At 67.1% G+C, this 24,048-nt stretch carries 19 protein-coding genes; 9 read left to right on the forward strand and 10 right to left on the reverse strand.

Going from position 1 to position 24,048, the window contains the following annotated elements; translation table 11 throughout:
• The 4 genes from ABD693_RS09290 to ABD693_RS09305 all read right to left on the reverse strand — a co-directional run bounded on the left by ABD693_RS09290 (position 1) and on the right by ABD693_RS09305 (position 7,814).
• Positions 1-5,142 (reverse strand): hypothetical protein, encoded by a 5,142-nt coding sequence (locus tag ABD693_RS09290; protein WP_344696784.1) that lies wholly within the window; start codon positions 5,140-5,142, stop codon positions 1-3.
• A 43-nt stretch (positions 5,143-5,185) separates the two neighbouring features.
• Positions 5,186-6,265 carry a hypothetical protein gene (locus tag ABD693_RS09295; protein ID WP_344696785.1) on the reverse strand — a complete coding sequence of 360 codons (1,080 nt, stop codon included), beginning with the start codon at positions 6,263-6,265 and terminating at the stop codon, positions 5,186-5,188.
• 79 nt (positions 6,266-6,344) lie between these two features.
• The gene (locus tag ABD693_RS09300; RefSeq protein WP_344696786.1) at positions 6,345-6,800 is read right to left on the reverse strand and encodes a hypothetical protein; all 456 of its coding nucleotides are present in this window, start codon (positions 6,798-6,800) and stop codon (positions 6,345-6,347) included.
• A gap of 18 nt (positions 6,801-6,818) precedes the next feature.
• Positions 6,819-7,814 carry a hypothetical protein gene (locus tag ABD693_RS09305; RefSeq protein ID WP_344696787.1) on the reverse strand — a complete coding sequence of 332 codons (996 nt, stop codon included), beginning with the start codon at positions 7,812-7,814 and terminating at the stop codon, positions 6,819-6,821.
• Between the two features lie 304 nt (positions 7,815-8,118).
• On the opposite strand from ABD693_RS09305, the gene ABD693_RS09310 reads away from it, so the two are divergent.
• Positions 8,119-8,295 (forward strand): YegP family protein, encoded by a 177-nt coding sequence (locus ABD693_RS09310; RefSeq protein WP_344696789.1) that lies wholly within the window; start codon positions 8,119-8,121, stop codon positions 8,293-8,295.
• On the opposite strand, the gene ABD693_RS09315 is transcribed toward ABD693_RS09310, so the two are convergent.
• The 3 genes from ABD693_RS09315 to ABD693_RS09325 are packed head-to-tail and all read right to left on the reverse strand — an operon-like array spanning position 8,292 to position 10,506.
• Positions 8,292-8,672, reverse strand: a complete 381-nt coding sequence (locus tag ABD693_RS09315) for a response regulator (RefSeq protein WP_344696790.1) — start codon at positions 8,670-8,672, stop codon at positions 8,292-8,294. The genes ABD693_RS09310 and ABD693_RS09315 overlap by 4 nt on opposite strands.
• Positions 8,669-10,228, reverse strand: coding sequence for a GAF domain-containing sensor histidine kinase (locus tag ABD693_RS09320; protein ID WP_344696791.1), 1,560 nt, complete (start codon positions 10,226-10,228; stop codon positions 8,669-8,671). Before ABD693_RS09320 ends, ABD693_RS09315 begins: the two co-directional genes overlap by 4 nt.
• Entirely contained in the window at positions 10,225-10,506 is a 282-nt protein-coding gene (locus tag ABD693_RS09325; RefSeq protein WP_344696792.1) for an Hpt domain-containing protein, read from the reverse strand. The genes ABD693_RS09320 and ABD693_RS09325 overlap by 4 nt, the downstream gene beginning before the upstream one ends.
• A 163-nt stretch (positions 10,507-10,669) precedes the next feature.
• Between ABD693_RS09325 and ABD693_RS09330 the strand changes: the two genes are divergently transcribed.
• Positions 10,670-11,365: a response regulator transcription factor gene (locus tag ABD693_RS09330; RefSeq protein WP_344696793.1), complete on the forward strand. Its 696-nt coding sequence runs from the start codon at positions 10,670-10,672 to the stop codon at positions 11,363-11,365.
• Positions 11,366-11,527: 162 nt separating this feature from the next.
• Here ABD693_RS09330 and ABD693_RS09335 read toward each other — a convergent pair whose 3' ends face one another.
• Together ABD693_RS09335 and ABD693_RS09340 are read right to left on the reverse strand one after the other, a co-directional pair.
• Entirely contained in the window at positions 11,528-12,850 is a 1,323-nt protein-coding gene (locus ABD693_RS09335) for an MFS transporter (RefSeq protein ID WP_344696794.1), read from the reverse strand.
• Positions 12,847-13,641, reverse strand: a complete 795-nt coding sequence (locus ABD693_RS09340; protein WP_344696795.1) for a 2-keto-4-pentenoate hydratase — start codon at positions 13,639-13,641, stop codon at positions 12,847-12,849. The genes ABD693_RS09335 and ABD693_RS09340 overlap by 4 nt, the downstream gene beginning before the upstream one ends.
• Before the next feature lie 216 nt (positions 13,642-13,857).
• Between ABD693_RS09340 and ABD693_RS09345 the strand changes: the two genes are divergently transcribed.
• From ABD693_RS09345 to ABD693_RS09360, 4 genes are all read left to right on the forward strand, one after another.
• Positions 13,858-14,892 (forward strand): LacI family DNA-binding transcriptional regulator, encoded by a 1,035-nt coding sequence (locus ABD693_RS09345; RefSeq protein WP_344696796.1) that lies wholly within the window; start codon positions 13,858-13,860, stop codon positions 14,890-14,892.
• 81 nt (positions 14,893-14,973) lie between these two features.
• Positions 14,974-15,810, forward strand: a complete 837-nt coding sequence (kduI, locus tag ABD693_RS09350) for a 5-dehydro-4-deoxy-D-glucuronate isomerase (RefSeq protein ID WP_344696797.1) — start codon at positions 14,974-14,976, stop codon at positions 15,808-15,810.
• A complete protein-coding gene (gene kduD, locus ABD693_RS09355) occupies positions 15,810-16,565 on the forward strand; it encodes a 2-dehydro-3-deoxy-D-gluconate 5-dehydrogenase KduD (RefSeq protein WP_344696798.1) in 756 nt (251 codons plus the stop codon). Before kduI ends, kduD begins: the two co-directional genes overlap by 1 nt.
• 12 nt (positions 16,566-16,577) lie before the next feature.
• A complete protein-coding gene (locus ABD693_RS09360; protein WP_344696799.1) occupies positions 16,578-17,576 on the forward strand; it encodes a sugar kinase in 999 nt (332 codons plus the stop codon).
• A gap of 7 nt (positions 17,577-17,583) precedes the next feature.
• Here the strand turns inward: ABD693_RS09360 and ABD693_RS09365 are convergent, their stop codons facing one another.
• Positions 17,584-18,882, reverse strand: a complete 1,299-nt coding sequence (locus ABD693_RS09365) for a pectate lyase family protein (protein WP_344696800.1) — start codon at positions 18,880-18,882, stop codon at positions 17,584-17,586.
• Positions 18,883-19,225: 343 nt separating this feature from the next.
• Here ABD693_RS09365 and ABD693_RS09370 point away from each other — a divergent pair, with 343 nt between their 5' ends.
• From ABD693_RS09370 to ABD693_RS09380, 3 genes are all read left to right on the forward strand, one after another.
• On the forward strand, positions 19,226-21,928 hold the full coding sequence (locus tag ABD693_RS09370; RefSeq protein WP_344696801.1) for a TonB-dependent receptor: 2,703 nt from the start codon (positions 19,226-19,228) through the stop codon (positions 21,926-21,928).
• Between the two features lie 187 nt (positions 21,929-22,115).
• The gene (locus ABD693_RS09375; RefSeq protein WP_344696802.1) at positions 22,116-22,940 is read left to right on the forward strand and encodes an alpha/beta hydrolase; all 825 of its coding nucleotides are present in this window, start codon (positions 22,116-22,118) and stop codon (positions 22,938-22,940) included.
• On the forward strand, positions 22,940-24,046 hold the full coding sequence (locus tag ABD693_RS09380) for a pectinesterase family protein (protein WP_344696803.1): 1,107 nt from the start codon (positions 22,940-22,942) through the stop codon (positions 24,044-24,046). The genes ABD693_RS09375 and ABD693_RS09380 overlap by 1 nt, the downstream gene beginning before the upstream one ends.
• Positions 24,047-24,048 lie beyond the last annotated feature (2 nt).

Raw genomic sequence — 24,048 nt, forward strand, 5'->3', positions numbered from 1 at the left:
TCACTGGCTCCTCGCCCGGCCGAACAAGGCGGCGGGCGTATCCTGGTCGAACTTGAAGCGCAGCGTCACGTAAGGACCGGCGCGGGTGTAGCGGGCGTCCGAGAAGTCGCGGTCACGGAAACCCTTGATGTTGTAGCCGAGGCTGATCCAGCTGTTGCGGATCGGGGAGATCCCCACCGACGGCCCGAGCAGATAATCGATCGTGCCGGTCGAAGAGACGTGGCGGACCGCGGCGTTGAGGCTGAGGTCGAGGCGGTCGCTGAGGTCATGGCGCGCCTCGAGGCCGAGCATGTTGCTGAAGCCGGCGTAATCGTCCGCCCCGAAGGTATCGAAGACGTATTTCGCGCCCCAGTAGAAGGAAAGTTGATCGCGCTCATAAGCCTTTTCGGCAGTGTCGCGGTCGTCGATCCCGGCGGCGCCGACGAGATTGACCGCGAGATTGTTGACGATCCGGCGGGTGCGGGCGTTGCCGACCACCGCGATCCCGTCGAAGCCGAGCAAACCGTCGGTCGTGCCGCGACCGTTGGCGACCTCGTCCCAGCGCAGCTCGAGCTTGTCGAGGACGGCCCAGCGCGACCACAGCGGACGCCAGGCGAAGGCGCCATTGGCGATGCCGAGCGTGGCGACGCTGCCATCGGCGTTGCCGATGCGGCTGAAGCGGGCGGCGGCGGCCATGCTGATCCCGTCGCGGGTCTGGCGGAGGAGCGCGGTCGACACGGCGATGCGATCGTCGAGGTCGCCGCGGCGATATTCAGCGCGGCCGGTCCAGCTCAGAACGGACGAGCGATAGGTCGCGCCCGTGCTGACCGCCCAGAAGTCGTCGCTGATCGTCTTGCTCGAATCGAGGTAGCCGCCGGCCGCCACCGGATGGTTGATGTTGACGATCTGCGCCGGGTCGATCTGGCCCTTGAGCGTGCGGCTGCCGTCGACCGAGAGGTCCACGCTCCAGCGGGGGCTGAGCGTCAGCGACTGGCTGATCCCATAAAGTGCGTAGGTGCGGCCCCCGAACTCGGCCATCGCCTGCTGGTTGACCGTGGTCGCGAGGCGCAGGCCGCGCCAGGGGGCGGCCTCGATACCGAGGCTGGTGGTTGCGGTGTCCACCTTTGCGCCATCGGTGATCTCATGGCTCGCGAGCAGCCGGACGTCGGGGCGCAGGGCCCAGGACAGGCCGACCCGGTAGCGATTGGGAAAATCGAGGCTTTCACCCTTGCCGCCAATGCCGATCGCCGCGTCGGCATCGAGCTGGAGTCGGTTGTCGAACAGTTGCTGCGAGCCGCCGACGGTGGCCTGCTGGCTGATCAGCGTTTCGCCCGAGGGCACGTGGTCGCGGGCAAACTGATAGCCGGCGCGGAGCGAAGTGCGCGGTCCGCGATAGTCGACCTGCGTGCGGAGCGCATCGCGGCTCGCGCCGGTCGCGAGCATGTCCTCGTGCCAGCCGCCGACCGTCAACGAGAGGCCTTGCGAGCGACCGAGGCGAACGTCGGCACCATATTTACGGGTGCCGCTTTCGGCACGGTTGAGCTGGCCGACGCCGAAACCCAAGTCCTGCTGGCGGAAGTAGGCGAGCGCATCGACGGTCTCGCCGCGATGCTCGACCTCGAGGAGATAGGCCTGGCCCTGGCTCTTCTCGCCACCAGTGTCGGTGCGGCTTGCGGCGATTTCGCCGCGCACTTCGGTGGCCTCGCCGATCCGCACCCGCGCATCGAGGGCCGCAAGGTCGCTCTTCTGCGCTGGATCGGCATCGCGGATGAGGGTCGCGCCGATCTGGGCGCGGCCGCCGGCGAGGCGGGTCACGGCGCGAAGGCCGCCGTTCCAGCGCCGCGTGCCGTCGCCGCGGGTTTCATATTCCGCCACGATGAAGACGGGATTGCCCTGGGGATCGCGGCTGGTGACCGGCTGGCGGAAGTCGATGCTGCCGGCTTCGTAGCTGATGTCGTAGTCGGCGTGACGCGTGAGCTCACGGGCCGACAAGATGATGTTCGAGCGCAGGCGGTCGCGCACCTCGATCCGCACCTTGTCCGAATTGATCACGATGTCGGTCCGGCTCAGCCGGTACAGCGAGGCGAGACCCGACCCCTGGATTTCGTCGCGGGCGAAGCGGAAGCCGGTGTCGGCGGCGAAGGCCTGCACCGCGACCTTGTCCGAGCGATACTCGCTCTTGAGGCCGGTCAGGCTGCGGCTGTAGCGGCCGAGCTGGGTGTCGTTGAAGCCCGTCTCTAGGTCACCGAACAGCGCGTAGAATTGCGGGCGCTCGAGACGGAGATAGACCTTGCGGGCGCTGGCGGCGTCATAGGCCTGCTCGGTGCCGTCGGCATAAAGGTCGTAGTAGCGCTGCGGATCGATCACGCCGCCAAGAGGACGGCGAGCGTCGCGGCCGGTCTTCTTGTCACTGTCATAGGCCATGGTCAGCAGCCACTTGCCGAGGATTCGGCCCTTGGCGAAGAAGGCGATCTGGCCGTCGGTGAAGCGCTTGGCCGAATCCTTGCCGCCGAGCCGCTCCTGGTGATCGTCGAGGACGTTGAAGCCGGCAGTGCCGGCCGCGAACCCGACCACCACCCACGGCTGATCGCCGGGCGCCATCCAGCCGCGGACGATCTCGCGCACCTGGCGCCGCTCGACCTGGTGGGTGAAGGCAAGTTCGATCGACCCGGCCTGGGTCGTCGGCGCGAGTTCCACGAGCGCGATGCCGTCCTCGGTGGAGACCTGCCAGGTGGGCGGTGCGCGATCGGCGCCCGACAGCTGACGGGCCTGCTGGAGGTCGAGGTCGCTCGCCACGCGGTAGGGCGCGGTCAGCTGGAAGGTGCCGGTGACGCCCTGGCGGACGGGCTTGCCGGCGCGGTCGGTAAGGCGGATCGCGACGACCGGGCGGGTTCGGCCATCCGCCACCAGCCGCGAGCGGGCGGGAACCAGTTCGGCATGCGCCACGGCATTGGCATAATGAAGCGTGCGCACGAACTTCTCGAGCAGCGCCCCGCCTGCGCCGCGGACCTCGACCTCGAGGCGGTTGTCGCCCTCGCCCAAGGGGAGGCCCTGATATTGCGTGACGAGGAAGCTCTTATCCGCGCTCGCCTGGCTGGTGTCGAGGTTGATGTCCGGCACCGCGGCGCCGTTGAGGCGGAGACGGAGGCTGGTGTCGGCGAGATGCTTCACGACGACGCGCACGGCCGGCGAGGAGGGATTGAAGCCGTCACCCGGGAAGAGGAGGGCATTGCCCGCCTGCTGGCCTGCGAACCAGTCGGTGGCAGGGGCGGCCGGCTTGTCCGCGGCGAGCACGGGCGCGGCCTTGGCGGCGAGTGGCTTGGCCGTGCCGGTGCGGCGCAGGTGGAAGTTGGTGCGCCAGAGCGTCCCGCCGCGAACCTCGACGAATTGCGAGATCGCGCTCCCGCCGTGACGGGTGTCGCGGAGGCACTGCACGGCTTCGAAGCCCTCGGGCAGGCTGGCGACGTCGAGCTGGACGACGTGGGTGCCCGGACGGACACCTTCGAAATGGAACAGGCCTTCGCGGTCGGACAGGACGTAGGAGCCGTCCTCCATGAGGATGCGAACGCCGGGCACGCCGGCCATCCTGGTCTCCGGCGCATCGCAGCCGCCGTCGAACACACGCCCGATCAGCGTCGCGGCGTCGCTCATCAGGAAGGGACGGATGGCGACAAGCGCGCGTGCTTCGTTGCTCGCGGCGACACCGTTGGCGTTGGCGACGACCTTGTTGACCGCGTCGCCGGTGCGGGCCGCGCTGGTCACCTGGACGACGTAGGTCACCGTCAGGCTGGAGCGCGCCGTGACCTTGCCGATCCCGAGGCGGAAGCCGCTGCCCGAGGGATCGACGACGGGATCGGACACCGTACGCCCATCGATACGCATCGAGCCTGCCTTGTAGCGTAGCCCCTCGCTCATGCTGTCGAGGAGCACGGTGGCGTTCATCGCCGCCAGCGCGTTGTTGTTCTCGACCGTCACACGATATTCGATGAAGTCACCGGCGCTCGCCTCGCTTACCGACGCGCTCTTGCGGACCAGCAGGGGGAGCTGGCGCGGGTCGAGCGGCACGTCGATGCGGAGCAGCGCGGCGCCATTGACGAGGAAGGGGAGGAGGAAGCTGCCCTGCGGGTCGATCTGGAACGCGCCCGCGGGCCCGCTGAGCTGGCGCAATTGGTCGGCCGGCACCTGGCTCGCGCCCGAGTAGCCGGCCGGGGGCACGACGTTCAGCCGGTAATTGCCGGGCGCGACGACCGGAAAGCGGAAGCCACCGCTCGGCAGGGCATAGCTGCGGCCGGCCGAATCGGTGACGGTTGCGCCGCTCACGACGGTGGCCGGGAAACGGCTCTTGCCGTCATCGCCGAAAACGAGGGCAGGCTGGCCGGTCGCAAGGTCGATCAGCGTGATCTCGGCCCCGTCGATCAGCGCGCCCGTCTGGCTGTCGAACACGAACTGGATCGGGTCGGCGATGATCGAGGTCGTCGACCGGTCGGACGGATAGGCTGTGTCGGTGTAGGAGGCCTGCAGCGCGGCGCCGATCCCGACCGAGAGGATGCAATTATATGCGACGGCCGAAGGCGGGACGCCGGCGGTCTCGATCTCGGCGGCGAAGAGGCCGGTGTTCGGTCCGGTCTCGATCAGGCGGAGGAGTTCCTCGTCGCCGCTGCTGCTGGTGACGGCGACTTCGACCAGCTCCCGGACGGCCGGGTCGGTGTTGCGATTGGCATCGCTGACGGTGACGATGATCGCCTCGCCGGCGTGGACAGCGCTGGTTTCGATCGCGTTGGCGCGTTGCTCGCCAGCGCCTGCGGCGCGCGCCGGCGCGCTGGCGGCAAAGGAGCCGTTGGCGCCGCGGCACTGCCCGCCGTCGGTCGCGATCGGGATTCCGCCGGTGGTGGTCGAGCGCATGAAGGTGACCGTCGAGGGCGACGGCGGAAGCAGGCGGTCGGCGACGACGATGTTCGAATAATAGGTCTGACGGGTCCCGCCGAGCTGCAGCGACAGGCTGGCGCGGTTCTCGATCGGGCCGGCCTCGGCGCGCCCGGCCACGCCGAACTGAACCGCCACAAGGGCGATCAGGGTAGCGAGGAAAAGGCGGGCGAAGCGGGTCATCGGGTTCCGGTCGGGGGAGGAAGGGAAGGACCGCCGGATGCCGGTCAGGAGCGGCATCCGGCGGCTTTCGCCCCGCCTGCGGGCGGCGGGGCGAAACGGCTTAGTTGATGGTCACGCGGAAGCGGATCGCCGACGAGGCGCCGCCGCTGATCGTGCCGAGGTTCGAGGTGACGGTGTTGGAGCCGAAGTTGCTCTGGTCGCCGTCGACCGCGTCGGTCTGGAGCGTGCCGTCGGCATTGCAGGTCCCGCTCGACACCGTAACGCCGGTGTAGATCGAGTTGGGCTGGTAGGTGACGCCGGTCACGCTTGCGAGGCTGTCGCTGATGATCGCGTTGTTGGCCGCGCCGGCACCGGTGTTGGTGGCGACAATGCAATATTCGACGGTCGCACCCGGGATCCGCTTCGGGTTGGTGGTGCCGTTGAACGGATCCGAGATGATCTTGCTGCTCTTCACCAGTGCGAGTGTCGGCGCGATCACCTTGTAGGTGTCGTCGGCCGAGAACTTGCCGTCGCGCAGCGCATCGGTCTTGCCGGCGGTGTCGGCGAAGACGATGTCGATCGCCGCCGGATTGTCGGCGCCGACGGTCTGGACCAGCGCGCTGCCCTGGGTTCCGGTGGTGCCGCCCGCGGCCGCCGTGGCGGTGAGGACGACGCCGGCGAGGCTTGCGTCGGCCTGGCCGGCAGGCGTGTCGGAGACAATGAACACGGTGCGGGTCGCGTCGGCGGCGAGCTCGTCGATGTAGGTCGCGACGTCGACGCCGGCGTCGTAGATACCGTTGTTGTTGCTGTCGACGAAGATGCGGACATTGGTCTGGTCGAAGCTGTCAGTCCCGCCGAAGGCGACCGTCTGGCCGCTGGTCAGCTGCGCCGCGCTCAGCGCGAAGTCGAGCGTCGCGTTCGAGGTGTTAGTGACGGTGAAGGTCGTCACGAAATTGCTTCCGCCCGGCGAGGTCGGCGTGACGAGGCCGCCGACTTCGGCGACGGTCAGGTTGACCTTCTGGTCGACCTTGAAGGTCGCGGTGTTCGAGAGGACGTTCGCCTGGGTGACGCCGCCGGTGGCGTAGCCGATGGTGGCGGTGTTGTTGACGTCGGTGCCGGCCGGCGTCGGCGCCGCCACGGCCGAGGTCGCGATCGACAGGGCCGAAGCCGTGCCGAGCGCGAAGTACAATGCCTTCTTCATGATGATCTTACCCTGCTAGTAGTTGGTGAGGTTGAGGATTTGGCCGGAAGGGGATGGGGGAGCCGGTCCGGCGAACCGGCTATTTGAGGCGCGCCTTGAAGCGGACGTGCCCGCCCGATCCCGGAGCGATCGCGGCGAGGTTCCAGCGCAGGTGGGTGACGTCCTTCGGCTCGGCCGCGCGCTGCGTGCCGTCGGCCGCGGTGACCTTGAGGGCACCGAGCGCGGCGAAGGTCTTGCCGCCGTCGACCGAGACGAGCGCGTTCTCGCCCGAGACATATTCGAGCGTCGCCGGCACGGGATTGGTGAGGACCACCTGCTCGGCGGGCTTGGCGCCCTTGTTGGCGAAGGCGAGGTCGTAAACGACTTCCTGGCCGGGAACGATCGTACCGGCCGGGACCAGCGCGACGTGCTTCACGCCGGCTTCCTCGACGACCTTCTCCTGCATGACGGCGGCCGTGAGCGTGACGCCCTGGGCGAGGGCCGAGCCTGCGAGAAGGCTACTGGCGGCGATGGAAAAAAGTAGCTTATTCAACATGGTACAACTCTCCTGAGCTTAGTTGTTCACACGCACTTGGAAGGACACGACGGCGTTTGCGCCGCGCGAGAGGGCGCCGATCGCGACGCGAACGCCCGCGGCCCCCGCCTGTCCGGCATCGCCATCGGCGGCGTCGGTCATGGTGGTGCCGTTGAGTTTGAGGGAGCCGGGGACGTAGCTCGTCCCGGCGGGGATCGGATCCTCGATCAGCCCGCCGCTGGTCGCGACCGCGCCTTCGTAGGAGGCGGTCAGCGTGTAGGTGATGACGGCGCCGGGAAGCGCCGAAGCGCCGCCGTTGGCGTCGACGATCTTCTGCGTCTTGGCGAGCTGCGGAACGGCGAGGCTGGCGACGAAACTGCCCTGGCTGACCGCGGTCGCGGTGGTCGCGCCGACGACCGCATCGGTGCCTTGTTCGCCGCGCCCGACGAAGACAGTGCCGGGCGCGCCGTTTCCGGTGACCGCGCTCGCGCGCAGGGAGGCGAGGCCGATGGCAGCATCCGGCAGGCCCGCAGGCGCGTTGCCTAGCACAAAGACCGTGACGCTTCCGTCAGCCTGGAGGAGGGGGTCGTCGGTGCCGGCCCGGTAGGTGCGGTCGAGGTCGGGGTCGAACAGGCCATTGCCGTTACTGTCGATCGCGATTCCGGCGATGGCCGGGTCCCACTGGTCGCCGCCGATCGTGCCGAGCGCGGTGAGGGCGAAGGCTTCGGGTGCATTGCCGGCATTGACGACACGGAAGGTCAGCACGCGATTGCTATCGCCGGGCGCGACCGGAACGCTGCCGCTGTCGAGCCACGAGATGGCGACGTCGATCCGCTCGTCGACCTTGAGCGAGGCCGCATTCGACTGGATGGTGCGCTCTTGGCTTCCGTCGAGCCAGCGCAGTTGCGCGACGTTGACGATGTCGGTGCCGGCGGGCGTTCCGTGGGCATGGGCGGACGAGAGCGGCGCGCAGAGGGCGAGCGACAGCGCTGCCGCCGCCTGCCTTCCGGTCCGTCCCGTCACCTGCCCGATCATGCCCACACGCTCCGTCGAAAGAGGTGCGCAGGACTGGCTGTAGGGCCGCCGGCTCGAGGCCGCGGACAGCGTGCGAAAAAGGGGAACTCGCCAGGTGCCGCGGCGCTCGTGGACCGGTTGTCCCCTTGCGGAAACAGTCGGCCCTGCGCGACCTCCCCATTAACTGGGCGTTGCCGTTAACGGGCATCAACAGTTGTAAAATGACCGGCGCGGCGCCGTTGCGTTACAAGAGTTTACATCCCGCGCCCGCTTTACATCTGTTTACGCGGGGACGGCGCGTGGGCGTGCTACCGCGCCGCCCATCATGGTTTTCGAAATCTATCTGGACACCGACGAGCGCTATCGCTGGCACCTGCGCAATCGCAAGGGCCAAGTGATCGCCGTGGCAGCCGAAGGGTATGTCGAACTGGATGAGGCGATGCGGTCGCTGGTCGAGGTGCGCGACAGCGACCGGGCCGAGATCCGTCATCCGGCGCGCTAGGCGCGGTCCAGCAGCTTTCGGACCTGGTCGGCGAGCGTCAACGGATCGAAGGGTTTGGCGATGACGTCGAGCGCGCCCACGTCCTTCAGCGCCTTGATGCGGTCGGGCATCAGGCTGGCGGTCATGAAGATCGCGGGAATGGCGGCCGTTCGCGGGTCGGCGCGAAGCTTTCCGAGCAATTCCTCGCCGGTCATGTCCGGCAGTCGATAATCGAGGAGGTAAAGGTCGGGCAGCGGGCCGTCCCGGTCGGTCAGGAGCTCCGGGCCTGAGCCAAAGTGGCGCACCGCGAAGCCGCCCATCTCCACGAGGGCGATCTGGGCAAGGGTCGCGATGTCGGGATCGTCTTCGACGAGTGCGATGGAAACAGGCGTCGTCATGATTCAGGCAGTTCGATCCAGAAACACGAGCCGCCGCCATCGCGCGGCTCGTAGCCAATCCGTCCCCCATGCTGCTCGACGATCGCGCGGCTGATCGCAAGCCCGAGCCCGGTACCCCCATGGCCGCGCCGATCGGCATCGACGGCTTGCGAGAAGCGCTCGAAGAGCCGGTTGACGAACCCCGACGGAACGCCCGACCCCCGATCGCGCACCTCGACCCTCACGAACTGCCCCTTGCGCAGCCCGACGACCTCGACTTCCGATCCGGCCGGGCTGTGGCGGGCGGCGTTGGAGATGAGGTTGGTCAGCACCTGGAGCAGGCGGCCAGGATCACCGCGGAGTGAAGGCGTCCCTTCGACCCGGCCTACAAGCGTGACGTCGAGACCTTCGGCGAAGGGTTCGTTCTGCTGCACCGCATCGGCAATGACCTCGTCGAGCCGCAGCGGCACGAGCAGGTAGCCAGTCTGGCCGCGGGTCAGCCGTTCGACGTCGAGGATGTCATCGATAAGGCTGTTGAGCCGGGCCGAATTCTTCTGTGCCATGGCAAGCATCTGCTTGCTGCGATTGTCGAGGTCGCTCGGCAACGTCGCGCCGAGCAGCGCAATCGACCCTCGGATCGCAGTCAGCGGCGTGCGCAATTCGTGGCTAACCGTGGAGATGAACTCGTCCTTCGCGCGGCTGGCGGCCCGCTCGGCGGTGAGGTCGCGAACCGCGACGATGAAGCCCTGCTCTTCGTCGAGCTTCAGGCGGATCGAGTGCAGCGTCCGGCCCTCGCGCGTTTCCACGATCTGTTCGGTGCGCGGCGTGGTGCGGATGATCTCGAGCATCTTCGGCACCGCGCGTTCGGTGACGTCGGGCCCGAACATTCCCCAACGGGCGGCCGTCCGGAGCATGTCGCCGGCGTCGAGCCCCTTGCGCTTCAGCTCGTCACCGAAGCCATGCAGCTCGAAGAAGCGATCGTTCCACTTGGTCAGCTTCAGGTCGCGGTCGAAATAGGCGATCCCCTGGTCGACACTGTCGAGCATGACCCCGAATAGCCGTGTCTGGCGCTCAAGCTCGAGCTCGCGTTGCTCGGCGACAAAGGTCGCCAGGCGCGTTTCGATGAGGTTGGCCGCGGTGGTCGAGAGCTGCTCGAGGAGGCGCCGATCGGTCTCGGTGAACGAGCGAGGTTCGTGGTCGATGACGCAGAGCGATCCCACGGCCACTCCACCAATGGTGATCGGCGCGCCGGCATAGAAGCGAATGAAGGGCGGGCCGGTAACCAGCTCGTTGTCGACGAACCGCGGATCGAGGCGTGTGTCCTCGACGACCATGACATCTGGCTGCCGGACCGTATGGCCGCAAAAGGCGCTTTCGCGGCTCGAGCCATCGCTGTCGAGCCCGCAGGCACCCTGGAAGATCTGCCGGTCACGACGGAGGATGGTCAGCAATGCGATCGGCACGCCGAAGATGGTGGCAACCGTCTGGCTGAGCTGGTTGAAGGCTTCTTCGTCACTCTCACCCAGCCGGTAGCGTGCGATCACTCGCTGGCGGAGTGCTTCCTCGGCATCGCTCATACCTCTAGAATTCGGAGCGCGTTCGCGAGTTTGTGGGTCGCCTGCCCGATACGGCCGGCGGGCGTTTCGCACGCCTGCTCGAGCTCCCGTGCCAGCGCGGCCGCTTCGTGGAAGCCGAAGCTGCCGAGCGTTCCGGCAAGGCGATGGCCGCAGAGCCGAAGCGCGTCATGATCGCTGGCCGGCGCGCACATCAGCCAGTCGGCGGTCTCCTGCATCCGCGCGATGCAGTCGTGCTTCGCTTTCGCCAAGCGGAACTGGAGGGTGGGGCTCGCATCCATCACCGCGCTCTAGCGTGGTGAATCCTTCGTAAAAGTTATCGTCGAAATGGATTATTCGATGTGTTCGCCAGGCCACACCTCGCTATGTCACGCGCCTTGGCGCGTCGACCGACATGAAAAGTCCTTCCGCCGCCGTTATGGAGCAAACAGGGAGGACGCTCGGTTGCGTATCGCGTTGATTGAGGACGACTTCTCGTTGGCCGAGCTGATGGCGGCCACGATCGAGGGTGACGGACACAACTGCCACCACTTTGCCGACTGTCGCTCGGCAAAGGTCGCCCTCCGCCGGGACAGTTTCGACTGCCTGCTGATGGACTGGCACCTGCCCGACGGCGAGGGGGTCGACGTCCTTCGCTGGGCCCACGAAAATCTTGAGCCGTGCCCGCCGGTCATCATGGTGACGAGCCGCGCCGAAGACGAGGCGATCGTCGCGGCGCTCGGCGCGGGCGCCGACGACTATGTGGTCAAGCCGATCGTTCCAGCCGTCCTCCTTGCCCGTCTCCAGGCGCTGCTCCGCCGCGCTTATCCGGCACCCGAAACCGTCGGGGGCATCGAGACGCATTTCGGAGTCGACTTCGACCATGGCCAGTGCACGGTGACCGTGGCGGACCGGGTCGTGTCGCTGACGCACAAGGAATTCGGGCTGGCGCTGCTCCTGTTCCAGAACATGCACCGGCCGCTCAGCCGGACGTATCTCCTCGAGGCGGTCTGGGGGCGTAATCCCGACCTCGCGACGCGGACGCTCGACGTGCACATCTCGCGGATTCGGTCGCGGCTCGATCTCGCCGCGGCCGGGTTCAAGCTGAGCTCGATCCAGAGCTTCGGCTACCGACTGGAAATGCTGACTTCCCAGCTTTGATCGGCCGAGAGCCGGGTCTGGAGTTCCGAGTCAGAGCCCGCCTTTTCGGCGTAGCTTGTTCTTCCCTACGTGCAATTCATGTCGCGAAAGTCACCGCGTATGCGGGTACAATCGCGCGGCTGTCGCGTGACGCCAGGGCCGAACCGGCAACCCTGCCTGCCATCACGAAATCTGAACGCGCGCCAGCTTCGGACTGAGAAGGTGGATGATCGCCAGTGCCACGACATAGGCGCTCGCCGCGATCGCGAAGAGCGGGGCGTAGCTGTGCGTGACGTCGAGGAGATAGCCGGTGAACTTGGCCATCGCCATGCCGCCGATTGCCCCGACCGTGCCGCCGAAGCCGATCACCGTCCCGACCGCGCTCGACGGGAAAATGTCCGAGGGAAGCGTGTAGAGATTGGCGGAGAAGGCCTGGTGGCCGGCGGTCGCGACCCCGATCAGGAGTACCGCGCCCCACACGGTCGAGACGTCCTGTGCAAACCAGATCGGCAGGATGCAGAGCGCGCAGAGCAGCATGGTCGCCTTTCGCGCGAAATTCACCGAGCGTCCGGCCGCGATGAGGCGCGAGGACAGCCAGCCGCCGCCGATGCTGCCTGCGTCGGAGATGAGGTAGATCGCCGCGACCGGAAGAGCGAAGCTCTTGAGGTCGAGGTTGTAGCGGTCGTGGAGGTAGCCAGGCAGCCAGAAGAGGAAGAACCACCAGATCGGGTCGATGCAGAACTTGGCGAGCGCGTAGGCCCAGGTTTCGCGGCGGCCGAGCAGGGTGCGGAGCGGGACCTTGGCGGTCGGGACTTCGCCGTCCTGCTCGATCCAGGCGCGCTCTTCGGGGGTGAGATGCTCGGCTTCGGCGGGGCGGCGGTAGATCATCCACCAGGCGATCACCCACACGATCCCGAACACGCCAGTCATAAGGAAGGCGCTTCTCCAGCTGAAGCCCAGGGTGTCGATGATGAGGAACAGCAGGAGCGGCGTCAGGATGGCGCCGAGGTTGGCTCCGGCGTTGAAGAGGCCGGTCGCGAACGATCGCTCGCGTTGCGGAAACCACTCGGTGACGGCCTTGATGCCGCCGGGGAAGTTGCCCGCTTCGCCGATGCCGAGGCCGGCGCGGGCAAGCGAGAACTGGACCACGGTCGAGGCGAAGCCATGGGCCATGTGGCCGACGGTCCAGATGACCACCGCGATCGCATAGCCGACCCGTGCGCCGAGCGCGTCGACCACCTTGCCGAAGGCGAGATAGGCGACCGCATAGGCGAGCTGAAAGTAGAAGACGATGTCGCCATAGTCGCGCTCGGACCAGCCGAGCTCCTTGGTCAGGGTCGGCTTGAGGACCCCGATCATCTGGCGGTCGATGTAGTTGATCGTGCAGGCCGCGAAGAGCAGCGCGATGATCACCCAGCGGCGGCGCCCGCTCGGCTTGGCAAGCGCGGGGCGGGCGGGGGTGGCGAAGCGGTCGGCGGGGACGCTGTCTGGCATGACTGTACTCACGATGCGCTCGCCGCGACGATCCGGCAGCAGGTGTCCCCGAGGCCTTCGAAGGAGGCGCGGAAGTGGTCCCCGGGCTCGACGGGATGGACCCCGGTCACCGCGCCGGTCGAGACCCACAGGCTTGCCGGCGCCGCGATGCCGCGATCGCGAAGATGGGCGAGAAGGAAGCGGACCGCGCCATAGGGGCCGTCGAGCATGGTCGCGACCGAGCCGCGGCCGACTTCCCGGTCGTTGACGAGCGAGACCGCGGTGATGGCGTTGAGATCGCGCTCGCTCCAGCCGGCCAGAGGCTGGCCGATGACGAGGCCGGCATTGTTGCCGAAGTCCGAAGCGGTGACGGGCGGGCCGTCGGCATTGATCCGGGGGTAGGGCGAGCTGGCGATCTCGATCCCGAGACAGACTTCCTCGACGATGGTGCGCACGCCCGCATCGTCGTGCGGCACATGGCCGTCGCGGCTCGGCCCGACCCGCACGAGGATTTCGGCCTCGGCTGCCGCGAAGCCGCCCGCGAAGACCGGCATGGCAGGTTCTTCGCCCGGCGCGACGCGGAAGATCTGGTCGGCGAAAATGGGGCCCACCAGCCGCTCGGCGCCGAGCCGCTCGGAATCGGGCGGGAAAATCCGGCCGACCTTCCATCCGGCGACCGGACGGCCGTCGATCGCGATCGCATGGTCCTGAATGTCATAGGCGGACGGGAGGTCGACCGGGGGCGACCCGGGGTAGCGGTCGAGCGCTGTTGCGTTTCGCCGGGCGACGACGAACGCCTGCGCCACTTGCTCGTTAGTGCCCATCCATCCCCCTCACAGGTTTGCCTCGACAAACACGAATCGGATAAGGGAAACCGGTGTCATAAGCAATTGGCCTTTGCGATTTGAGGATCGTGCGGGGCGGAAAGCCGGTCCGGGAAGGGAGCCAATTGCGGCTGATTCTGCGCTCGGCCAGTCTTGCGTCGGAGGCGGAGCGCGTTACGCGATGGTGCTGCAGATGGTCGGCGGAGCGAGGGGCGGATGAACGACAGGGGAGCGCGCGGCGCCAGTCCGACGATCAACGACGTCGCGCGCCTTGCTGGCGTATCCAAGAAGACGGTGAGCCGGGTAATCAATCGCTCGCCGCTTTTAAACGATGCGACGCGAGAGCGGATCGAGGCAGTGATCGCCGAGCTTGGCTATGTTCCCAACCGGCAGGCACGCAGCCTCGCGCTGCGGCGCAACTTCGTGCTCGGGCTGATCTACGACAATCCCAATGCGCAGATGGTGCTGAACTTCCAGCAGGGCGTGCTCGACACGATCAAGGACACCGAGTTCGCGCTCGTCATCCACCCGGTCGATCGCCGTAGCCCGACGCTGTTCGAGGACATTCGCCGGTTCGTCGAGCAGCAGCGGCATTATGGCGTGATGATCCTTCCGCCGCTCTCCGAGGACGACCAGTTCGCCGATCTTTTCCGGGAGCTCGGCTGCAATTATGTCCGGATGGGCTCGGCCGAGCTCGATGAGCCGGCGCACCTCGTCCAGTCGAACGACCGCCAGGCGGTGCGCGAGGCGATCGATTATCTGGTGGCGCAGGGACACCGGAGGATCGGGCTGATCGCCGGGCCGAGCGGCTTCCGTTCGGCGCATGAGCGGCGCCAGGGCTGGATCGATTCGCTCGTGGCGCACGGGTTGCCGCATGACGAGACGATGGTGGCCGAGGGCAATTATACGTTCGAGACTGGCCAGAGCGCAGGCGAGGCGTTGCTCGGCCGCGGCGAACCCTTCACGGCCATCTTCGCCAGCAACGACGTGATGGCTGCGGGCGCAATCCATGCGGCGCATCATCGCGGGCTCGACGTGCCCAAGGACATTTCCATCGTCGGCTTCGACGATACGGTGATCGCCGCGACCATCTGGCCGCCGCTGACCACTGTCCGATGGCCGATCCGGACCATGGCGCAATCGGCCGCGCGCAAGCTCATCCATCCCGAGACCGCCGGCAAGGAACAGGCGCTGTTCCCGGCCGAACTCATCCTGCGCGCGTCGACCGAGCCTCCCGAAACCGAACGCTGAGGAACGTTCCAGAGTATATCCTCGCACGCTTGAAAGCTTTTCTGACACCGGTTACCAAGGTCATCAGAAGGGAATTCGATCGTGTTCTGCAAAACCTATCACGCCACCCACCCGGACATGATGGAGGGGGCCAGCAACACCGAACTCCGCGACCGCTATCTCGTCCCCGGCCTGTTTCGTGATGGCGAGGTGACCTTGTCCTATTCGCATAACGAGCGCTTCGTGATCGGCGGCGCGGTGCCCGGCGCCTCGGCGCTTCGCCTGCCCGACCAGACCGAACCCAAGAGCGCGGCGGGGCATCCGTTCCTCGAGCGGCGCGAGGCGGGCATCGTCAATATCGGTACGACCGGCACGGTGACGGTCGACGGCCAGGCCTTCACCCTCGAGAACCGCGAATGCCTCTACGTCCCCATGGGATCTCGCGAGGTGCTGTTCGAAGGGCAGGGCGCGCGCTTCTATCTGGCGTCGGTGCCGGCGCACAAGGCGTGCCCAATCAAGCATATCACGCTCGCCGAGGCGAACCCGCTCCAGCGCGGTGATCTCGCCAATTCGAACCAGCGGACCATCTATCAGCTGGTGATTCCGGGGGTCTGCGAAAGCGCGCAGCTGCTGCTCGGGCTGACGGTGCTCGAGGAGGGCTCGGTGTGGAACACCATGCCGCCGCATCTCCATGACCGCCGCAGCGAGATCTACCTCTACTTCGATCTCGCCGAGCCGTCGGACCGCGTGTTCCACTACATGGGCGAGCCCGATGGGCTGCGGCACCTGGTAATCGCCAACGAGGAAGCGGTGATCAGCCCGCCGTGGTCGGTCCACATGGGGTCGGGGACGAAGCGCTACGCCTTCATCTGGGCGATGGGCGGCGAGAATCTCGACTATACCGACATGAACGTCCTCGACATCTGCCAGCTCGCCTGATGGGCGGGCCGTTCGACCTCGCTGGCCGCGTCGCGCTGGTGACCGGGGCCAATACCGGGATCGGCCAGGCGATCGCGGTGGCGCTGGCCGGGGTAGGGGCGCGCGTCGCGCTTGCCGGGCGGACACCGGCGACCGAGACCGCGGCGGCGATCGACGCGCTTGGTTCGGAGGCGCGGATCGTCGATGCCGACCTCTCTACGATCGAGCCGGTCGGGCGGGTGGTCGAGGAGACAGTGGCGGCATTCGGGCGGCTCGACATCCTCGTCAACAATGCCGGGATCATCCGCCGCGCCGACTTCGACCGGTTCAGCGAGGAAGACTGGGACGCGGTGATCGACACCAACCTCAAAAGCCTGTTCTTCCTCAGCCAGGCTGCGGCCCGGCCGATGGTCGCGCAGGGCGGCGGCAAGATCATCAACATCGCCTCGCTGCTGAGCTTCCAGGGCGGGATCCGCGTGCCGAGCTACGCCGCCGCCAAGTCGGGCGTCGCCGGGGTCACGCGCGCGATGGCGAACGAGCTCGCGCCGCGCGGCATTCAGGTGAATGCGGTGGCGCCGGGCTATATCGAGACCAACAACACTGCCGCGCTCCAGGCCGACGAGACGCGCAACCGGCAGATCCTCGAGCGCATTCCGGCAGGGCGCTGGGGGCGGGCCGAGGACATTGGCGGGGCGGTCGTGTTCCTCGCATCGAGCGCGTCCGACTACGTCACCGGGCAGATCCTCGCCGTCGATGGTGGCTGGCTTGCCCGCTAGGTCGACGCCGCGATGATCGCCTGCTTCGGCGAATTGCTGATCCGGCTGTCGCCCCCGGACAGGAAGATGCTGGTCCAGGCCGACACGCTCGACGTGTCGGTCGGTGGGGCGGAGGCCAATGTCGCCGCGGGGCTCGCCTCGCTCGGGCACGAGGTGCGCTTCGTCGGCAAGGTCAGTGGCAATCCGCTCGGCGACCGCGCGGTAGCGGCATTGCGCGCGGCGGGCGTCGACACGCGCTTCCTGCAGCGCTCGACCGACCGGATGGGGCTCTATTTCCTCGAACAGGGTGCGGGGGCGCGGCCGTCGTCGATCGTCTATGATCGGACCGGCAGCGGCCATGCCGATGGCACAGCAGGGGACATCGATTTCGCCGGTGCGCTGGCGGGTGCGCGGCTGCTGCATTCGGGCGGCATCATCCCCGCGCTCGGTCCCGGCGGCGCCGCGATCGCGCGGGCGTCCCATGCGGCGGCGAAAGCCCATGACGCGCCGATCTGCTTCGACGTCAATTATCGCGAGCATTTGTGGGGCAGCTGGGAGAGCGACCCGCGTGCCGTCCTGACCGAGTTGGTCGGCGATGCGACGATCCTTATCGGAGGCCCGCGCGACATCGCGATGCTCCTGGAGCGCCCCTTCTTCAACGCCCAGCCGGACGAGCGGCGTGCGGCAGCCGAAGCGGCGTTCGCGGCCTTCCCGCGCCTGCAACTCATCGCCTCGACCCACCGCTCGGTGAGCAGCGACCACCACCACCTCTCGGCCCGGGTCGACAGCCGAACGGGCGCGAGCCAGACCGAGGCGATCCGGCTTTCGGCGATCGTCGACCGGATCGGGACGGGCGATGCCTTTGCCGCCGGCGTGCTCGACCAGTGGCTGGCGGGCGGCGACGAGGCGGCGATGGCGAACAGCGGCCTCGCGCTCGCCGCGCTGAAGCATTCGCTGCCCGGCGACCTCTGCCTCATCCGCCGCGAGATGCTCGAGGCGTTCCGGCCCGACGGCGGCGACGTCCGCCGCTAGGCCGTTACTATTTCCGCATCGCCCGATCGCGCGCCGACAGGCTTTCCTGCGCTTCGGCCTTCTGCCCGGGATAGATGCCATTGCGCGGCGTCATGGTGACGAGGTCCCATTTGGCGGGATCGAACGGTGCGCGGCTCGGCGCGAGCCTCGGATAGCCGGTACCGACTTCATGCTCGTCGTCGATGATCTCACCGCGCCCTTCGGCGACGAAGAACAGCACCCGGATGTCGTCGGCGGCGCGGTCCCAGGGGCGGGCGCCGACAGAACGCAGCAGGCTCGTCTCGAGTTCGCCCGACGGCAGGATGGCGAAGCCGGCGGTGCTGGCGAGCGGAGCGTCGGAAGGCAGGATCCGGGCCGCGGTCTCACCATAGCGGCCGGTCTGCGGCAACGGCTTGCCGAAGCGGTCGACCGCGCGATTGTCGCGCCCGTAATAGGCAAGATCTCCCGCCCCGCCGATGGTCAGGAACGGCAGGCCCGGCGCAGTGCTGTTGCCGCCGCGCATGACGTTGCCGATGGCGGTCAGCTGACCGGTGACGAAGGGATGACCGGTCCATTCGAGGTCCATCAGATTGTAGTGCACCGCGCGCTTGCCGGGATCGTAGATCAGGTTGTTGATCATCAGCGCCTGCGCCCCGCCCTTGAGCAGGGGCGAGCGCTCTTCGTTATGCGCGAAGAGATTGCGGTAGAAAGTGATGCCGGTCGCATTGTCGTGGATCAGCGAACCCTTCGAATGCTCGCCCTTGGGATGGCTGGCGAAGGCGAGGCCCTCGGCGGCAAGGTTCTCGCGAAACAGGATGTCGTGGCTGGTGTTGGCGCGCCACTCGGCGAGGTCCTTGCCGCCGAAGCGCGGGCCCGAGGCCGACATGTTCTCGTCGAGCGCCCACATGAAGGTGCAATGGTCGACCAGCACATGGTGCGCGCCGACGGTTGAGAAGGCATCGGCCTCCCAGCCCGAAAAATGCGGCTGCCCGTCGGCGCCGGTCATCACCCGCAAGTGGCTGAGAATCACGTCATGGCCTTGGACGTCGATCCCGCCGCGGATGATCGTGATGCCCGGCGATGGTGCGGTCTGGCCGGCGATCGTGAGATTGGGTTCGGTGATCGTCAGGACACTGCGGCCAAGGTCGATGACGCCGCCGACCTCGAACACCACGATTCGCGGACCCTTCTCGGCGATGGCGGCGGCGAGCGATCCGGGGCCATCCTTGGCGAGGGTTGTGACCCGGATGATTCGCCCGCCCTGGCCGCCGACAGTCGGCTCCACGCCGCGCGCCGCGGCGAGGGAGGGGAGGGCCAATGCCAGCATCACGAGAAGCAGACAGACGAGCTTTTTCAACGTCGGACCTCCACCGATTTGGCCCCTTCTTGACAGCCACGAGGCGAAGCTGCAATTAAATTGACACCGGTTACCGTTTTGGGTCGTCGGGTGCGTTGAGGGGCTGAACGCGGCTGCACCGGCCCGCTCAGAATCCAAGCCGCCCTAGTTGACATCCCCGAATGACACCGGTTGCAATGACCACAATCGGAGGGGTGTGGAGATGGAACTTCAGTCAAACTGGAATGCACGTTGTCGGCTCCTGCTTGCCGGCAGCACGATCCTTCTCTCACCCGCCGCCGCGTTGGCCCAGACTGCGGCCCCAACGCCGGCCGTGACCACGCTTGCCGCCGCCGAGGCGACGCAGCCGACCACGCCGGCCACCACCGAGGCCGAGCAGGCGACGGCCGCCGCGGCCGCGTCTCCGCAGTCGCCCGCCGACACCGGCGAGATCGTCGTCACCGGCTTCCGCAACAGCCTGCGCAAGGCGCTCGATCTCAAGCGCGCCGCGCCCAACCTCATCGAGTCGGTCCTCGCCGAGGACATGGCGAAGATGCCCGACCTCAACCTGTCGGAATCGATCCAGCGCGTGCCGGGCGTCGCCATCAGCCGTGAGGGCGGGGAGGGCCGCAACATCACGCTGCGCGGCTTCGCGCCCGACTTCACCCGCACGACGCTCAACGGCATGGAAGTGCCGGCGAGCACCGACGGCCTCGATTCGGGCGGGTTCACGGTCAATTCGAGCCGCGGCTTCGACTTCAACGTCTTCGCCTCCGAACTCTTCAACCGGATCGACGTCCAGAAGACGCAGCGCGCCTCGATCGAGGAAGGCGGCATCGCAGGCACAGTGGACCTCTATTCGGGCCGCCCGTTCGATCGCATGGGAATGCACTTCGTGACCTCGGCCGAAGGCAGCTACAATACGGTTACGCGCAAGGTCGATCCGCGGGTTGCGGCGGTGTTCAGCGACACCTTCGCCGACAACCGGATCGGCATCCTCCTCTCGGCGGCCTATTCGAAGCGCACGGTCTGGCAGGAAGGCCGCTCAAGCGTGCTGTGGACCAGCCCCTACATCAACGGCGACAGCTGGGCCGACACCAATCCGACCGTGACCGGAACACCCAAGCCGTGCGGCGCCGCCGATCCGCTCGACTGCCTGTGGGCGCCGCGCCTGCCGCGTGCCGACTTCTTCGGCAACGACCAGAAGCGCCTGGGCCTGTCGGGCGCGCTCCAGCTCCGCCCGGTCGATCGCCTGACGGTGAGCCTCAGCGCGCTTTATTCGCGGCTCAAGAACGACCGCTACAGCTACAATTCGATGGAATGGCTGCTGACTCACGGCCCGGCAGGCGGTTTCGTCGGCCAGACCCCGCGCAAGTTCGTCGTGGGGCCGAATGGCAAGGACCTCATCGCCGCGACTTTCGACGACGTGACCTCGTGGTACGAAAGCCGCCACCAGGAATCGAAGTCGTCGTTCCAACAATATCTCGCCAATGTCGATTACAGCATCAACGACCGCCTGACCTTCGAAGGGCTGCTCGGCAAGGCGCGCGATTCGGCGGATCGGACCGAGCTTCGCTTCTATGCGCGCTCGATCCCGCACCCCTATTCCTACGACTACAGCAAGAGCGCGGATGCGCCGACGGTGAGCTTCGGCAATTACGACCCGAACAATCCCGCGAATTACGACAATGCGCTGACTGCGGCCAATCGCCTGAACAAGGTGACCAAGGACAATGTCACCGCCAAGGGCGACCTTACCTATCGCAACGGCGGGCTGGTGCTGAAGGGCGGGCTCGCCTTCAACCGGCGCTATGTCCGCTATGGCGAGGCGTCGGGCAATGGGCCGTACATCACTCCGGTCTCGCAATATCTGAAAGCCTTCCCGATCCCGCACTTCGGCTCGGGCGTCATCAGCGGCGGCCTGCCGACCTTCGCGGTCATCGACTTCGACAAGATCGGAAGCTCGGGGCTCATCGACACCAACTATGTCGACAATGTCGGTGCGGGCTGGAAGGTCACCGAGAAGACCAAGGGCGGCTATCTCGAGATCAACGACCGGATCGACCTCGGCGAAATGGTGCTGCGGTTGAACGCCGGTGCCCGCTACGTCCGCACGACGGTGGAATCGGACGCGGTGCTCGCCGGTTCGCCGGTCGAGGTGAAGCACAGCTACAACAACTTCCTGCCCTCGGCGAACCTCGGCCTCGAGGTGACGCCCGACGTCATCGCCCGCCTGTCCTATGCGCGGTCGATGACCCGGCCGGGGCTGAGCTCGCTCAACATCGCGGGACCGGTGTTCGGCTATGACACGCGCACGGTCAGCAACTTCGGCAACCCGAGGCTCAAGCCCTACCTTTCGAACGACTATGACTTCGCGCTCGAATGGTACTTCACCAAGGGCGGGCTGCTTAGCGCGGGCGTCTTCTACAAGGACATCATCTCGTCGCTGACGACCGCGATCGTCACCCAGCGGATCCCGCAGCAATATTGGGCCGCGATCTACGCCGACCCGCGCTACAGCCCGGCCTACAACGCCGATCCGGCAACCACGAACTACACCTTCTCGATCCCCGTCAACACGCCCAACGGCAACCGGGTGAAAGGCCTAGAGCTGACCGCCAACGTGCCCTTCTCGTTCGTCGGTCCGGAATGGCTCTCGCCGCTCGGAGTCGCGTCCAACTACACCTATGTCGACGCACGGGACTCGGCCGGGCTGTCGAAGAACAGCTATAACTTCACTGTCTATTACGACACGGGGACGCGCGGCATCCGGGCCTCGCTCAATCATCGTGATAGCTATCTGATCAGCGCGCCGGGCGGGAATGGCAATGCGCAGGCCCGCAAGTCCGGCTCGTCGCAGATCGACATGTCGGCCTACTGGAACCTGTCGAAGCGGCTGACGCTCAACCTGCAGGGAATTAACGTCAACAATCAGCACGAGCGCTATTACGATACGGGTGATGGATCGCAGTTCCTCGTCCGCGAATATACCGGAACCGGCCGCACTTTCCTTGCAGGGGTGCGGTATCAGTTCTGATCGATCGCCCGCGACGCGAGGACGCCAGGTTTCTCTTCGGAGACGCCTGGCGTCATTCGCAACGCTGGCGCTGCTGGTTGGTGGCGCCAGTGGCGCACTGGCGGACACGCACCCTGTCGACGACAGCTACACGATCGCCCGCCGCTTCGCGCAATATCGGGACGAGTATCCGGGCATTGCCCTGCCGGTGTTCGCGCCAAATAGTGGGCAGCGGATCGACTTCGACCTCGCCTACAAGACCGCCGGCGAACGCGATCTCCACCTCGACATCTTCCGGCCCGCTCCGGCGCTGAACCGGGGGCAGGGACTGTTGCTGGTCCATGGCGGAGCGTGGCGGTCGGGGTCGAAGGCGCATTTCTATGCGCTGGCGAACCGGCTCGCGCGGCGCGGCTACACCGTATTTCTCCCCGAATACCGGCTCGCGCCAGAGGCACCTTATCCTGCCGGCATGCGCGACGTCGCCGATGCCCTGGCCTGGGCGCAGGGCAATGCGAAGCATTATGGCCTCAAGCCATCGCGCATCGCGATCGGCGGTGCCTCGTCGGGGGGGCAGATGGCGGCGCTCCTCGCCTATCGCGGAACCGATGCGTACGGTGCCGGCAAGGCGGTGCCGAACGCGCTGGTTGACCTCGACGGCGTGCTCGACATGACCACGCCGTTCGCGCTCGGCTTCGAGAATGCCGCCGGTCCCGCGTCACCCTTCGCCCAGTGGCTCGGCGGTTCGTTTGAGCAGGTCCCGCAGCGCTGGCGCGAGGCGAGCGCCGCCACCTATGTCGGGGCTGCCTCCCCGCCGACCCTCGTCATCGCCAGCAGCGCCCCGCGCTTCACCGCCGGCCGCGAGGCTGTGCTCGCGGCGCTCAAGGCCAAGGGCATCCGAACCGACAGCTACACTTTCGCCCGCTCGCCGCACGACCTGTGGCTGTTCGAACCCTATCTCGGCGTCGCGGTGGAGCGGATCGACCGCTTCCTGCGCGCCGTCGCCGCCGACGAAGCCCGGAAAGGCAGGAAGTGATGCCGCGTTCGCTCTGGTTGCTGCTGGCCTGTGCCGTTGGGCTCGTGAGCGAGGCGCCCGCCGCTGCGCAGTCGCTGACGGTGCGCCCCGACTGCCGCGATGGCGGACGCTGCTTCCGCACCGTCGGCGCCGCGCTCGACGCCGCCGCTCGCGACACGAGCGGAAGCTGGCTGACGGTCAGGGTGGCTCCGGGCGACTATCGCGAAAAGGTGACGATCCGCCGGGCACGGCTTCGCCTCGTCGGCAGCGGACAGGCGCGGACCCGGATCCGCTTCGACGCGGTCGCGCAAACATCCAAGGCCTTTCACCGGGATGGCTGGGGAACGCCTGGTTCGGCGACCCTCACGATCGACGCGCCGGATGTGATCGTTTCGGAACTGACGGTCGAGAATGACTGGAATTATCTCGCCAACGATCGCCTTGCGAACGGCGACCCGGCCAAGGTCGGCAATCCGCAGGCGGTCGCGCTGCTGCTCGACATCCACAGCGATCGGGTGTCGATCCGGCGTAGCGCCCTCTTGGGCTACCAGGACACGCTGTTCGCCAACGGCAAGCGCGCGCACATCACCGACAGCCTCATCGCGGGCAACGTCGACTTCATCTTCGGCAACGGCCAGTTGCTGATCGAGCGTTCGGAGATCCGTTCGCGGGTCCGTTCGGCGCCCTCGGACGGCTCGACCTTCCAGTCCTTCATCGCGGCGCCCTCGACGCTGCTCGACGATCCGGTCGGGATCATCATCAGCCGTTCACGCCTGACTCGCGAAGCCGGCGTCCCCGACGGTGTCGTCGGCCTCGCCCGGCCTTGGCACCCGACGACCCGCTTTGCCGACGGTCGCTACGCCAACCCGCGCGCCGTGGGCCAGGTCTCGTTCCTCGACTGCTACATGGACGCGCACATCGCGCGCGATGGCTGGGCCACGATGAACGGCACGGCGCGCGACGGCACGATGACCGACGTCTTCCGCCCCCAGGATTCCCGCTTTTTCGAGCGCGGCTCCTACGGTCCCGGCGCCCGCCGCAACGACATCGGCATGCCACGCTCTGGCGTCAGCGATGTGCGCTGGGTCCGGCGTTTGCTCCTCAAGGATTTCGACGGGTCGCGATAATC

The organism is Sphingomonas rosea, from assembly GCF_039538065.1.
Lineage (GTDB): Bacteria > Pseudomonadota > Alphaproteobacteria > Sphingomonadales > Sphingomonadaceae > Sphingomicrobium > Sphingomicrobium rosea.